The organism is Microcoleus sp. S36a_B3, from assembly GCF_036700745.1.
Taxonomy (GTDB): domain Bacteria; phylum Cyanobacteriota; class Cyanobacteriia; order Cyanobacteriales; family Microcoleaceae; genus Microcoleus.
The window spans coordinates 149,487-163,190 of the sequence record NZ_JAUBPN010000015.1 but is presented as its reverse complement, the minus strand read 5'-3'; the positions used below and the strand labels follow the sequence as shown (position 1 = coordinate 163,190).

General features: G+C 46.0%; 11 protein-coding genes. 5 read left to right on the top strand and 6 right to left on the bottom strand.

The features are described 5' to 3' along the window. Positions 1-357: 357 nt before the first annotated feature. Entirely contained in the window at positions 358-2,499 is a 2,142-nt protein-coding gene (locus tag QUA01_RS17765) for a pentapeptide repeat-containing protein (protein WP_333091349.1), read from the bottom strand. Positions 2,500-2,524: 25 nt separating this feature from the next. Then, positions 2,525-2,839, bottom strand: coding sequence for a hypothetical protein (locus tag QUA01_RS17760; RefSeq protein ID WP_194012082.1), 315 nt, complete (start codon positions 2,837-2,839; stop codon positions 2,525-2,527). A 154-nt stretch (positions 2,840-2,993) separates the two neighbouring features. Here QUA01_RS17760 and QUA01_RS17755 point away from each other — a divergent pair, with 154 nt between their 5' ends. Beyond that, positions 2,994-3,443, top strand: a complete 450-nt coding sequence (locus tag QUA01_RS17755; protein ID WP_333091348.1) for a hypothetical protein — start codon at positions 2,994-2,996, stop codon at positions 3,441-3,443. A 202-nt stretch (positions 3,444-3,645) separates the two neighbouring features. Here the strand turns inward: QUA01_RS17755 and QUA01_RS17750 are convergent, their stop codons facing one another. The 4 genes from QUA01_RS17750 to folK form a co-directional block, all read right to left on the bottom strand. Beyond that, complete coding sequence (locus QUA01_RS17750) at positions 3,646-4,320, bottom strand: Uma2 family endonuclease (protein ID WP_333091347.1); 675 nt, start codon at positions 4,318-4,320, stop codon at positions 3,646-3,648. A 210-nt stretch (positions 4,321-4,530) separates the two neighbouring features. Further along, positions 4,531-5,982 (bottom strand): FAD-binding domain-containing protein, encoded by a 1,452-nt coding sequence (locus tag QUA01_RS17745; protein ID WP_333091344.1) that lies wholly within the window; start codon positions 5,980-5,982, stop codon positions 4,531-4,533. Between the two features lie 92 nt (positions 5,983-6,074). Further along, positions 6,075-6,623 carry an NUDIX hydrolase gene (locus QUA01_RS17740; protein WP_333091341.1) on the bottom strand — a complete coding sequence of 183 codons (549 nt, stop codon included), beginning with the start codon at positions 6,621-6,623 and terminating at the stop codon, positions 6,075-6,077. A gap of 79 nt (positions 6,624-6,702) precedes the next feature. After that, positions 6,703-7,191 carry a 2-amino-4-hydroxy-6-hydroxymethyldihydropteridine diphosphokinase gene (folK, locus tag QUA01_RS17735; RefSeq protein ID WP_333091340.1) on the bottom strand — a complete coding sequence of 163 codons (489 nt, stop codon included), beginning with the start codon at positions 7,189-7,191 and terminating at the stop codon, positions 6,703-6,705. 249 nt (positions 7,192-7,440) lie between these two features. Between folK and QUA01_RS17730 the strand changes: the two genes are divergently transcribed. From QUA01_RS17730 to QUA01_RS17715, 4 genes are all read left to right on the top strand, one after another. Further along, the gene (locus tag QUA01_RS17730; protein WP_333091337.1) at positions 7,441-7,908 is read left to right on the top strand and encodes a hypothetical protein; all 468 of its coding nucleotides are present in this window, start codon (positions 7,441-7,443) and stop codon (positions 7,906-7,908) included. Positions 7,909-8,129: 221 nt separating this feature from the next. Beyond that, entirely contained in the window at positions 8,130-10,481 is a 2,352-nt protein-coding gene (locus tag QUA01_RS17725) for a PhoX family protein (RefSeq protein WP_333091335.1), read from the top strand. Between the two features lie 229 nt (positions 10,482-10,710). Continuing rightward, complete coding sequence (locus tag QUA01_RS17720; protein WP_333091334.1) at positions 10,711-12,810, top strand: SPFH domain-containing protein; 2,100 nt, start codon at positions 10,711-10,713, stop codon at positions 12,808-12,810. 388 nt (positions 12,811-13,198) lie between these two features. After that, a complete protein-coding gene (locus tag QUA01_RS17715; protein WP_333091332.1) occupies positions 13,199-13,483 on the top strand; it encodes a DUF2470 domain-containing protein in 285 nt (94 codons plus the stop codon). Positions 13,484-13,704: the final 221 nt, after the last annotated feature.

Sequence of the window (13,704 nt, the reverse complement as noted above, 5' to 3'; positions counted from 1 at the left end):
AGTTATTAGTTATTAGTTATTAGTTATTAGTTATTAGTTATTAGTTATTAGTTATTAGTTATTAGTTATTAGTTATTAGTTATTTGTTATTTGTTATTTGTTATTAGTTATTAGTTATTTGTTATTAGTTATTGGTAACAACTGGCAACTGACAAATAACAACTGACAACTGGCAACTGCTTTCCGTCCAACGTCATCAGGAAGAAGGAAGAAGGAGCATCAAGCGCGCTAGCTTTTGTAGTCCTGTCCTCGCTCGCACGGGCTTTTATCACCAAGCGAGCGAGAACAGCGCTCAAACAAAAAATGCTTTTTACCAAAATGAAATGCTCCCCTTGAGTCCTCACTACAAATCAATTCTTAATTCTTCTGCGAGCACTTCGGATGAATACCCCCCTGCAAACAAATGTAAGCAATTTGATTTTTATCTAAATTTTTAGCCTCGGCAAAATCAACTCCTTGGAACCTACCTGATTTAGTACCTGCTGGACTTTGAATAAACTGATCGGAAGCCGCTTTACCCTGAAATACAGCCCCTTGAAAATTCACTCCCGCTACATTTGCACCCCTAAAATCAACCGAACTCAGGTCGGCATTCCGCAAATTAGCATCTTGCAACCGAGCATCTTGAAAATTGGCGTTGGCGAGTTTAGCAGAACTCAAATCGGCATTTTGTAAGTTCGCACTTTTCAAATTTGCACCGGATAAATCTGCACCTTGCCATTCCGATTTAGACAAATTTGTCAAGGATAACTGAGCGCCTTGGCCCTTGATTTTGCCCAAACGCGCGCCTGATAAATTGGCTCCAGACAAATTCGCGCTGCCGATATCTGCACCCGTAAAAGCTGCATCTTTTAATATTGCTTGCTGCAAATTTGCGCCAATTAAAAGAGCACTGCTAAAATTAGCTCCATTCAGATTTCCGCTTGACAAATTAGCTTTGTTCAGGACAGCGCGCACAAAAGTAGTGCGGTTCATTAGAGCACTATTTAAAGATGCTCCGGTTAAATTTGCTCCTTCAAAATTAGCGCTGCTTAAGTCGGAAATCCAATCGTCAAATGTACCCGGACGCCTGTCTTCGCCGGTGCCGTAAAAGCGAGTTCCTTGGAAGCTGGCATTGGTTAAATTGGTGTTTCTCAGCTTAATTCCTGATAAGTCCACTTTGTCTAATACTAAAGTAAACTGAGCGGGGCCGGCAGGAGTTTGACTTAAATCGGTGCGACTGAGATCGACACCGTTAAGCTGGCTGCTATACACGGTGAGAATTTTGCCGATCGCCCTTTGCACTGTTCGCTGACGGGTAGCCGCTAACTCGCGTTCCGAGGCTTTCCCCCGGTAGCGCAGGGATTCGAGCTCGTTGCTGAGCCCTTGGTTTAATCGCCGCAAGTCAGGTAAAGCTTTCGGCCCGCTACTGACTAAAGCTTGTTGGATCGCGTCCAGCATCGGGCTGCTGTCTTCTTGGGTTAGCAAATCCGCTAACAGCGGTATGGCGCGGGAATCTTCCACCGCCCCCAAAGCCAAAATTGCCGATCGCCTCCCCGATGTTCCGCTGGGCGAAGCCGGAGACAATTTACTCACTAAAGCCACAAATAATTCGTCGTTCCGCTGGCGAGAATCCCGCATATTTGCTTGACCTTGAGTGTAGATCAAAGTGCCAACAAACAAAGTTAAAATTAATCCCGCGCTGCCAATGGTAACTATCACTAAAGTTGTGCCTGGATGTTGGCGCATCCAATTCCACAAACTGGGTTCTTCTTTGACATTGGTTTCGCGAGTCAAAACCACAGCCGCAATCTGCGCGTCTTCCTCAGTCCAATCTTGATTGTTGACAGGATTGGCAGATTGTTCGATCGATCGAGCATTGACCACCAAAGTATTCGCGAGGCGATCGTGTCCCGATTGTCGTTTGTAGCGGAATGCAAAAGCGCCGTCTGCCAGCACTGCCAAGCCGCTCAACCCCCCTAAAATGATTAAATCAGGAAACGCGCCGGATAAGCGCCAAATGCCGTAGGCTACGCCCAGAGGCACTCCCCAGCGCCCCAAACTTTCGCGAATCAGCACTCGCCTCCAACCCGGAGGAGTACCAAAAGCTGTGACGACTTTAACGGCAAACCAGCGTTTCGGGAGTGTTTGGCCGGTTCTGGCGAGCAAAAATAGTTGCCACGCCGCTAAAACTAGCGGTGCTAGCAGCGCCCCCGACCAGAATAGATTAGTTAGGGGTGCGACTCTTGGGTTGCGATCGCGCACGGGTACGCCCAAAATACGGGCTACAGTTTCCGATGTTGCCGCTACAGAGGAATTTAGGGGCACGGTTTGAGCGTCCTTGTTGACCAATGCCCCGATACTGAAGGGAACGAGGGCGCTGGCGGCAATTAAGGAAATTTCAACGGCCCAAGCGCCGCACCTACGAACCAGCAGTGGCATTTGCTGGGATTTTGTCTGCCAAGATGGAGACGGATCGGGTTGATTAATATCATCACCGGATGCGGTTGGGTTAGCCATATTTATAATTTCCTATTTTTAGTCGTTAGTTGGACGAATCAGCAGATATTGCCAATTTGTACGCTATGTAGATTAACACTCCGAGAACGGCAAGACTCATCAGGGCCGAAATTAGCTGTACTATACTATTGAAGACTGTCAGAACCACGATCGCTCCGACGGCAAAGACTGCCACTTGTCCTGGTTTGGGGAGTTTTTGAAACTTGTCCAGAAATTGATTGTAGAAGGTTCCGAGCGCTTGATAGCTATCTGGATTTTGTTGGATGAGGGACGATCGCTCTACTTTAGCTTTTAGTTGTGCGATCGCTTGCTGCAAATTGAACTTATTTTGAGGATTCATAAAAAAAATTGGGAGTTAGTTTAGCTGTACGCCGATCGTTTTAGGGCGGTCACATTAATAAGAGTCACATTAGCGTGTTCGGAACCGCTCATTATCCTCTACCGTCAAAGAAGTGGAACCTTCCGCCATTGTGTTCGGATAAATAAGGATAAAAATGAAGATATGCTATCCGTGCGATCGCCCCAGACTGCGCTTGGGTTCGATCGCAATCCTAGCCCTAGGAATGATTTTAACTGCACCGGGGGCTCTTCGGAGCCAACCGCTACAAATTGCTCCGGGATTTCGCGAACCCCTGAGTGTTTCAGGAGTCTCCGGTGGCCCGAACAATAGCGGCGACTGCGGTTTCGTGGCCGCCGGGCCGAACCAGGTGATCGAAGTAACGCAGGATTTGCCATACTGGAAAATTGCAGTACAAACGGCGGGAGCGCCGAGTTTGATGATTCAGGGGCCGAGGGGTCGTTTCTGCGTCCTACCGGCGAATGCTGGTGCGGGGAACGTAGAATTTTCCGGTTATGGGGACAAGGGGACTTATGTAATTTTCGTGGGCGATCGGGCTCAAGGTCAACACCCTTACTCTCTCTCTATCACTCAACAGCGCAACTAAAAAAGCAATTAGATTGTAGCAAATTGGTAGTAAGGACTTTAGCCCTCAAGTTGGTAGTAAAGACTTTAGTCGTCAAAGTCTGATATCGTTTCCGGTTGCATCGGAATAATAAAATCGAGTCAACAGCTAATACTCAATCATTCAGTTTTCCTACCCCGAATCAACAGTCAACAGTCAGCAGTCAACAGTCAACAGTCAACAATCAACAATCACCTGACGGTGCAACCGGAATTGACAGGATTTGTTCTATCACCCACTTGCGAAACAATCGGAGAGTTTGACTCGTCCCCGCTGTTTGACTTTGTTCGCAATATTCAGAAATAGCTTCAATAATTGGCAGATTCGGAAATGTCGGACTAATTGCCGATTCAACATATTTCCCATTTTCAAGCACATTAATCTGAAGCCTTTTATTTTCGTACCGCCAGATTTCAGGAACTCCCAGCGCCTCGTAAGCATCCAATTGAGTTTTAGAAGTTAAATCCACTTCAATTGCTAAATCCGGTGGCGGATCGATACTTAAGTCGATGCGCTTTTTGCCAATCATTAGAGCGGAATTTTGAATGTAAAAACAGTTATCAGGCTCTATTCCTTGCAACATACTCTGGCGTTTAAAAGTCGTCGAACCAAAACATTCTCGATCAATTTCAAGTTCTTCGAGTAATATCTTGACCATATCGCCAATGATTTCTTTATTAAATTCGTGTTCTGGTAGTGGCATCCTAATCTCCAAAATTCCTTGACTGTAAGCGATTCTGGAAGCACGGTGTTCTCCCAACTCCTCTAAAATTGCTTCAAATTCCAGCCAACTTACATCATGGAACAGCACTCTATGTCCAGGCGGTACACTGATTTGTCTCAATTGCAGCGTTACCATTCCAACCTCCGATTTAATTAAGTTTATTGTAACTCAATACGATTTAGATCGGATAAGACGGCGGTTTCAACCGCGTCTACCAAAAAAATAGTCCGAATTTAGAAGGTGTAAAGAAAACAACCTAATTCCATTTGCCCGGTTTTTTTTATTTCTTCAACCCGCATCGGCGGGTTTTGTCTGTGTAGGCGCGAATTCCATTCGTCCGGTTTTCTAATCTGCTATTTTTTGTAGTTTATAAAGCTCCTTAAACTTGCGCTGCTGCTCGTTGTGATCTACGATCGGATCGGGATAATGAAGCAGCCTGCGTTCTATAGGCGAAATATTTCCTGTTAGCAAAAGTTTCGTATCAACTCGGCGCAATTCTGGAACCCAGTGCCGAATATATTCCCCTTCCCGGTCAAATTTCTGAGCTTGACTAGCGGGATTAAATATTCGCAAAGGTTTCGGGTCCATCCCGCTCGATGCGCTCCACTGCCAGCCGCCATTGTTAGCAGAAAGGTCGCCGTCAATCAAATTTTGCATAAAGTATTTTTCCCCCCACTGCCAGTTAACAATTAAATCTTTCGTGAGGAAACTAGCGACTATCATCCGACAGCGATTGTGCATCCAACCAGTCTGATTTAACTGCCGCATTGCTGCATCGATAATCGGATAACCAGTTTTGCCCCTGCACCAAGCTTGAAAAAGTTTTTCATCGTTCTCCCAAGGAAAATTTTTGAATGCTTGACGGTAGGGCCCATCTGCTAATTCAGGGAAGTTATACATGGCGTGTTGGTAAAATTCTCGCCACGCTATTTCCTGTTGCCAAGTGCGGATGCTTGTAGACGCTTCTTCGCTGCGACAAGTTTCCATTACTCTCTCGGTAGCTTGCCAAACTGTGCGGATACCAATTGCACCGAATTTGAGGGCGGCGCTGAGTTGCGATGTGCCATTATTTGCTGGAAAATTGCGCTGTTCTTGATATTCGTAAATGGCGATTTCGCAAAATTCTTCCAACTTTGCTCGCGCTGCATCTTCTCCGGGTTCTATTACTAACGGATTTTCCCAAGTAAATCCCAAACTAGATGCCGTTGGCAGTGTTTCTATTGCACCTGTTTGGTTAGCGATTTCTTGTTCTTGGGCGCTTAATCCGGTCATTAATTCCAGATAAGTTATCGGCAGTGTCTCTACTGGTTCAGCTTTGGGTTTGCTGTGCCAATTTTTCCAAAATGGTGTATAAACTGTGTAGGGTTTTCCTGTACCAGTGCGAATATCGTCCGGGGCGTGCAGGATTTGATCCCAGAAATTTTTAACTTTAATTCCTGCTTGTTCGAGAGCTTTTGATACGCTGATATCTCGCTCTTTTGCATAGGGTTCAACATCCAGGTTCCAAAATACTGCTTTGGCATCGATTGCGGTTGCTAATTTTGGGATGCCATGACTTGGTTCATCTTGGATTATCAGCAATTGGCTACCTGCTTTGCTGTAATTCTCCTGAAGTTTTTGCAAGCAACCTATCATGTAGGTGACTCTGGCTGGTGCTACGTCATCGCGATCGAGAATATTGCGATCCAGGCAAAAAATCCCGACTACTTTCGGGCTTTCCTGGCGCGCGGCAGCCAGTCCGATGTTGTCAGAAATACGTAAATCTCGACGGTGCCAAAATAAAATTAAGTCTGACATTTGATTTGAGGTTTAATATTTTTGTAGGGTGCGTCGCTGCCACAATTCTAGTTATTTGCGACTGTATGTAAGCGACGCACCGCGATACTATTTTACATCAAAAAAGGGCGCGCTAGAAAAAAGCTAGAAATTGATTTTGCATCAATTGGTTCGCCTGCTAAAATGGCTTTTTCTAATTCCTCTGGAGTGAACAAAACTGTTTCCATGTCTTCATCATCGTCTTGTTCTGGCGGCTTTTCCAGCTTGACCAAATCTTGGGCTAAAAAAGCATAAATGATTTCGTCAGAATAACCGGGTGCGAGCAGGAATTTGCCTAATTCTCGCCATTTTCCAGCGCGATATCCGGTTTCTTCTTCGATTTCGCGTTTGATAGTTTGGGCTGGGCTTTCATTGATTTCAACTGTACCTGCGGGAAATTCTAAAATCCGTCCTTTGGCGGCGAATCGGTATTGTCGCACCAAGACGAGTTTACCTTCGGGAGTGACGGGAACTGCAAGTGCTCCGCCTGGGTGGCGAATACATTCCCAGTCGCCTTCGGAACCGTTGGGAAGGCGCAGCCTAGCTACGTCAAAGTTGAATTTGCGCCCTTGGTAAAACAGGCGCTGTTTGAGGAGTTGGGGCAGTTCTTTTCCTAATGGCATAAGCGAGAAGCGAATAATGTTTGATTGCACTAATTTATGACATCATATGCGATTGAAGCCATTAAATTTTGCTCAATTTTTACATTTTCATTTTTTCCACTCCCGAACAGTTTACCTTTTCCACGAGTTGATAGATCGCACTTTTCGTCACCGGATGCACCCAATCCGGGGCAATTTCTGCTAAAGGTACTAATACAAAAGCTCTTTCGGTCATCCGGGGATGAGGTAGAGTCAGTGTCGGAGTTTCTAGGATTAAATTGTCGTACAGCAGTAAATCTAGGTCGAGGGTTCTTGGCCCCCATTTTTCGCGGCGAATCCGATTAAATTTTATTTCAATTTCTAATAAAGCTGCTAGCAATTGTTTCGGTTCTAGGGCAACTTCTAGGATGGCACAGGCGTTGATGTAATCGGGTTGCGGCGGCCCCACGGGGGCGGTTTGATACCAGCTTGAATGAGATTTTACTGCTATTCCTGGGGTGTTGTTGAGGGTTACGATCGCGCTAGAGAGTGTGGCGAGGGAGTCGCCTAAGTTGCTACCGAGGGCGATCGCACTTTTTGTGAGTTTCATAAAGAAGAAGGTTCGGCAACGGATTGTGTAACGGATGTCACGGATGTCAGGAAGAAGGAAGAGGGAAGTCGGAAGAAGGAAGAGGGAAGTCGGAAAAAGCAAGAATAAAGAAAGATTTAGTTATCTAGCCTACAAGCCCTATTGTCCGCAAAATCTGATTATACAAAATATTATTTTAATCATAACTTAATAAGATGTTAATTTTTATTGATTATGATTGACAAGTGTTAGTATTTAGTTTCAAACATAATGAATTTGTACATACGTTTATTGTCCCCCGTCATTCTAGCAATTATCAGTTTAACAGCAAGTATATCGATAGCTTTGGCTGAAACAAAAGAGCGCTACCTTACCCTAGATTCGGACGGCAGTCAATCTTTTGCAAGTTTAGTGCAGCAGGCGGAAGATTTAGCGAAAGAGTCGATCGCCCGCGAGTTTCAAGAAAATCCGGCATTAACAGAAGTTACAGTCATCATTACAGCCGATCGCAGCCGACAAAGAGTTCCAGTTTTGCGATCGAGAGTATCCCGCCGCGACTGGCAAAAAGATGCGAGAATCGAACAGTGGACTAGATATTTTGGCGATGCTCAATTGCTGCTGGGATTCAGAGACGGCAATACTTCGCCCGCAAATTCTGGGTCTTCGCAAGCGATCGATGTACCTGCGCCCAGTCGATCGGCATCCAGACAAAACGATCCGGGTTTTCGAGATGATTAAAATAGTGGTAATGGGGCATTGGGCATTGGGCGAGCGCGAAGCGGAGGGATTGGGCATTGGTAGCCAACAACAAATAACAAACAACAAACAACTAATAACCAATTATTAACCCAAATATAATTCCACTTTAATTAACCTTCAGGTTAACTCCCCTTAATTTAACAGTGATAGAGTTTCATACGGAATCATCTGATTAGGGAAGTTGGGTTGAAAAGGAATTTATGTCTAAAATAACTCGCCGACAACTGTTAATTTTCTTTGGCAGCAGTGCAGCTACCACTGTGCTTGCCCCTCAACTAACTCAAACACTCTTCGGCATCAATTCCACCTCGGCGGAATCTATTGTAGGGCCGCTATCTTTCACTCCGTTAAGACTTCCTCACCCGCTGCCAGTTTATCAAGAATTGTCCAGCTTTATGCCGATCGCCCCAAACGGACAGGGAACAGTGATGGCGGCCTCGCAGAATACTCGATTAACCAGCTACAGCGTGGTTGACGATGTAGTTGTGCCGCCGGAATACGAACGCTATGTGATTCTCCGCTGGGGCGATCGAGTTTTCCCCGATCCGGCAGACTATTTCGGCTACAACAACGACTACACCGGCTTTGTAGGCCTTCGTGGCAGCAGTGACGACGGCTATCTCTGGGTTAACCACGAATACGTATCCTTCCCGATGTCGAAAGTGGCACCGGAAGCGCCGTCAGATGTGGCATCATTTCCAGCAACCGATCGCGCCGTCCTCGGTATAGACTTATCCGTAAAGAATCGCGATACCCTCGGCGAATTCCTCTACAATCTTGGTGGTTCGATCGTCCGCATTACCAAACAAGCTGATGGACGCTTTGGGGCGATCGCCCGCGACTCCCTCAACCGACGCATTCACGGACTTTCCGGCCTCGGCATCAACAGCCAGCGTACCGACAAATACAAAGATGTCACCTCCTGGGGAACCAGACAAGGCGATAACGAGTACCTCACGGGCACGGGCCCTGCCGCTACCCAAGTCTTCGCCCAAGTCAACAGCGACGGGCTGGGAAACCGCATCATCGGTACAGCCTACAACTGTTCCGGCGGCACAACCCCTTGGGGCACAATCCTCTCCGCCGAAGAAAACTTCCAAGGTAGCGAACTATTCTTCGTCGGAGTTCAAGAAAACATCAAACCCAACGGCGGCCAAACCGGCTACGCCAAGGGTACTACGGGCGAAGAATTCGGCTTAGTCGGCGAAAAATACGGCTGGATGGTAGAAGTCGATCCTCAAGATCCGAGTTTCCGCCCCCGCAAACACACGGCTTTAGGCCGTTTCCGCCACGAAAACGTCGCGATTCGCGCCGCAGCAGGACGCAAGTTAGTAGTGTACATGGGGGACGATCGGCGCGGCGGACACACCTGGAAATTTGTCAGCAGCGGTACTGTCACCAATCCCGCAGATAAAACCAACAGCCGCTTGTTTGAAGACGGCACTTTGTACGTTGCCCAATACAACCGCAACGGTGCGGGAAGATGGCTGCCGTTGGCATTAAATAGCCCGACGAATCCAGTCAGTCCTTCTAAAGTTGGTGAAGCGGAATTAGCAACTTTTGGCAAAGCTCAAAGAGATGCAAATACTCGCTTCCCCAAACGCAGCGGAATTGCAGGTCAAACAGAAGATGGCGGTTCTTTTGTGATGGATACAACTAATGAAGCAACAGCACTTCCCGGCTACAGAAATAAAACTCTGGCTAATTTCTACAGCAGCCAAGGTGCAGTTTTAGTTGATGCTTTTCATGCTGCTAATTTGATTGGTGGCACTCCGACGGCGCGCCCTGAAGATTTGGAAATTAATCCTACTACTAAGGAAGTTTTCATTTCTTATACTGACGGCGCACCTGGTAGCGATGGTTATCCAGATTCTCGCATTTTTACTGTTGCTAAATACGGTAGCGGAGTCAATAGCACCCAGCAGTCGGGAGGAATTTACAAAATAATTGAAGATAGTTCCGACGGCGCGGGTTCGACATTCCGCTGGCAGCGTTTTGTTCAAGGTGGAGAAGCGGGTTCAGTCTCTGGGGCGGGCTTTGCTAGTGTAGATAATTTAGTTTTTGACACTCAAGGTAATATTTGGGGTGTCACTGATATGTCTACTCCCACGCACAATGGTTTTGACGTAGGGAGTGTGGGAAAGGCAACGGCGATCGACCACAAAAAGACAGGAAATGTCTCGGATTTTACTGGTGTTTTCGGCAATAATTGGCTGTTTTATATTCCGACTTCCGGCCCGAATGCGGGAACAGTAATTCCGTTTGCTCAAGGGCCGAATCGGTGCGAAATGACGGGGCCGACTTTTGTGGGAGATACGCTGTTGCTTTCGGTGCAGCATCCTGGGGAAGATTGCCCGATCGATGATGGTACTGTACTGAGTCGGCAAATTGAAATGTTGGATTTGAACGGTACGGTTTTTAATCAGACTCGTAGTGTTTCTCGCGGCAGTTTGTGGCCGAGTAATATCTCGAATGATTCGCGCAGATCGCCGATGCCGTCGGTGATTGGAATTCGCCGGGTGCGATCGACTGCAACGGGTCAGTTTGTTTAAAGCGCTTAGTTATTAGTCATTAGTCATTAGTCATCGCTAGGGTGTGCACTGCGAGCCTTACGCCTTGATTGATGACTGATGGTTTTTGAGTTTTATATTAAGTATTTTTACTGATAAATATGACTATTATGACAGAAAATAATAAAAAATAAGAGCTTAAGTTTTATGTAAAAAGTTTTGAGGAAGGCTAAGCTGGAGATCCTAGGATAAATTAGTCCTGCTCAAAAAAATGCTTTATTCATTTTTGTCCGAGTCTCAAGTCAAAGTTCGCGTTTTAAAACAGTTAGCAGCCGCTGTTTCGGCGTCTTTAGCCATCAGTGCAATAGCCAGTTTGAAACCCTCACCGGTATTAGCTGCTGGCGATATCCCCCCCGCAGTTCAAACAACTCAGCAAGCCGTAAAACCTGATTCTAGCTGGCAGCTAGGGCAGTTGCGTACCACTATTCCCGTGCAGACAATGCAGCTAGGGCCGGGCGGATTTATCCCGATCGCGATCGGCGGTATGATCATTATTCTAGTCCTGCCATTATTTTTTGGCGGATTGGTAGTAATTGGCGATCGCGAAGTGGGAATTGTCAGTAAAAAGTTTAGCCTCGGCAAAAAGTCTTTACCCGCAGCAGATTTAATTGCCTTAAACGGAGAAGCTGGATATCAAGCTGATACTTTACCCCCCGGTTGGCACTGGGGTTATTGGCCCATACAATACAGCGTCCGCAAAGAGTCTCTAACCGTAGTTCCTCAAGGCGAAATTGGTTTAGTAATCGCAGCCGGAGGCGCGCCGATTCCGCCACAGCGCATCCTCGGTAAATACACAGAATGCGATAATTTTCAAGATGCTCGCAAATTCTTCATAACTGGTGGGGAAAAAGGCAGACAACTAGGCATTCTTACAGGTGGTAGCTATCGAATTAATACGGCATTATTTACTGTAATTACAGCAGTAAATGCTCCTAAACACGGGATGACATCGGAACTGTTAAAACTGTACAAAGTTGCTTCCGACAAAGTAGGAATTGTCACAACTTATGACGGCGTTCCGATTCAAGATGGCGAAATTGCAGGTTCGATTATTCCGAACCACGACAACTTCCAAAACGCGCAAAAATTTATCATCGGTGGCGGTAGGCGCGGTTTGCAAGAACAAGTTTTGCTTTCCGGTTCCTGGAACTTAAATCCTTGGTTTGTCGGCGTGGAACAAGTGCCGATGACCGAAATCCCGATCGGCTATGTCGGCGCAGTTATTTCCTATGTTGGTAAAACCTCGGAAGATGTCAGCGGTGCTGCTTTCACCCACGGCAATTTAGTAAATGTCGGCAATAAAGGGGTGTGGGTGACTCCTCTTTATCCAGGAAAACATCCGCTAAATACTCGCATTTTAAAAGTAGAATTAGTCCCAACTACTAATATAGTATTGAACTGGTCTGGGAAGACGGAACGGCACAGTTATGATTCTAAACTTTCATCTTTAACCGTGCGTTCTCAAGATGGTTTTGCCTTCGACTTAGAAGTAGCTCAGATTATTCATGTTGGCGCTTTAGATGCTCCGAAAGTAATCTCGCGCGTGGGTTCGATGCAGAATTTAGTAGACCACGTTTTGCAGCCGACAATCGGCAATTATTTCCGCAATTCGGCTCAATCTTATTCTGTGTTAGATTTTCTATCGGCAAGAAGCGGCAGACAAGCGGAAGCAGCGGAGTATATCAAAGCAGCTTTGCGTACCTACGACGTACAAGCAATTGATACTTTGATCGGCGATATTTTGCCGCCAGCAGAGTTGATGCAAACTCAAACAGACCGCAAAATTGCTGAGGAACAGCGCAAGACTTATGAGGTGCAGCAATTAGCACAAACTCAGCGGCAACAATTGGTCAGGGAAACTGCTTTGGCTGAGATTCAACAAGAGATGGTGAAATCGGAACAAGGCGTGAAGATTGCTGAGTTGAAAGCGAATTCTCAGGTGAAACAAGCTCAAGGCGAGGCTGAGTCGATTCGGATGAAGGGAAATGCTCAAGCTGAAGCTTATCAGGCGGGTGTTGTGGCTTTGGGCGGTTCCGGTTATACGGCTTTGCAATTAATGCAAATTATCGGCGATAGTCAGGTGCGAGTTGTCCCAGATGTTGCGGTTAGCGGTAATGGTAGCGGCGGCGGTTTGGTTGATGGTTTGCTGGGAATGATGATGTGGAATCAAACTAGCAAAAATGGAGGCAATGGCGGGGAATTGCCAGTAGTTAAGTTGGAAAAATCGCCGCCTGTTGCTGTAGAAAATTTTCCTGATTTACCAGTAGCTAAACTGCATTCAAGCAACCAAGCAACAAGTAGCGAATCCTGAGACTTTCCATGAGAGTGAGATTGATTTGCTGTTTTATGAATTGCCATTTGACTATCGATCTTTTAGTTAAGCTTTCTCAGGATTTACGCATCTATGCCAAAGAAACCGGGTTTTTTACCAAATCTGTGGGTGACAACCAAAGATTTTCGTAAAAAAACCGGTTTCTGACTGCCCGTGCGTCTGGGACTATTTGTGATCGTAGTGATGACTTCAGTCCTATTTTCACGCTTTTAGCTAATCGGGACTAAAGTCCTTACTACAAACACAAATATTGTTTTAAATTCAACTAACTGTCAACTGTCAACTGTCAACTGTTAACTGCTATATATTCTGGCGTTGCGAGAAATCGCAGTACAATCGATCAATATTGCATCTGAGGAATCTCCCCATGTCAGACCAGTTTTCCACTGAAATTAGCGATCGCATCTGCACTCACATGAACGAAGACCACGCTAGCGCCGTAGTCCTGTACGCTCAAGCCTACGGCGACAAGCCAGAGGCCACATCCGCTCAAATGCTCGCGATTGATGCCGACGGCATGGATTTAACCGCTGAAGTAAATGGCGAAACAGTGCCTGTCAGAGTCAAGTTCGATCGCACTTTAATCGACGCCGAAGATGCCCACCACACTCTGATCGATCTGGTGAAACAAGCCCGAAAAGTTGCTAAGTAGCCAAATTATCGCTATTCTGTTATAATTTCAAGGTTCGTAGTACGGACTTTAGTCAGTTTAAATTCTTTTGAAGGACTAAAGTCCTCACTACAAACCTTTAGTCCGATATAATTTGAAGGTTCGTTGGTAGTACGGACTTTAGTTAGTTTTAATCATTTTGAATAACTAAAGTTTTCACTAAAAAAATATTTAGTCGAGTTAAATTTACATCTAAAATATCA

Bases quoted from the DNA above. Each gene is read 5' to 3' on its own strand.
- QUA01_RS17765 (WP_333091349.1), bottom strand. From the start codon at position 2,499: ATGGCTAACCCAACCGCATCCGGTGATGATATTAATCAACCCGATCCG.
- QUA01_RS17760 (WP_194012082.1), bottom strand. From the start codon at position 2,839: ATGAATCCTCAAAATAAGTTCAATTTGCAGCAAGCGATCGCACAACTA.
- QUA01_RS17755 (WP_333091348.1), top strand. From the start codon at position 2,994: ATGAAGATATGCTATCCGTGCGATCGCCCCAGACTGCGCTTGGGTTCG.
- QUA01_RS17750 (WP_333091347.1), bottom strand. From the start codon at position 4,320: ATGGTAACGCTGCAATTGAGACAAATCAGTGTACCGCCTGGACATAGA.
- QUA01_RS17745 (WP_333091344.1), bottom strand. From the start codon at position 5,982: ATGTCAGACTTAATTTTATTTTGGCACCGTCGAGATTTACGTATTTCT.
- QUA01_RS17740 (WP_333091341.1), bottom strand. From the start codon at position 6,623: ATGCCATTAGGAAAAGAACTGCCCCAACTCCTCAAACAGCGCCTGTTT.
- folK (WP_333091340.1), bottom strand. From the start codon at position 7,191: ATGAAACTCACAAAAAGTGCGATCGCCCTCGGTAGCAACTTAGGCGAC.
- QUA01_RS17730 (WP_333091337.1), top strand. From the start codon at position 7,441: ATGAATTTGTACATACGTTTATTGTCCCCCGTCATTCTAGCAATTATC.
- QUA01_RS17725 (WP_333091335.1), top strand. From the start codon at position 8,130: ATGTCTAAAATAACTCGCCGACAACTGTTAATTTTCTTTGGCAGCAGT.
- QUA01_RS17720 (WP_333091334.1), top strand. From the start codon at position 10,711: ATGCTTTATTCATTTTTGTCCGAGTCTCAAGTCAAAGTTCGCGTTTTA.
- QUA01_RS17715 (WP_333091332.1), top strand. From the start codon at position 13,199: ATGTCAGACCAGTTTTCCACTGAAATTAGCGATCGCATCTGCACTCAC.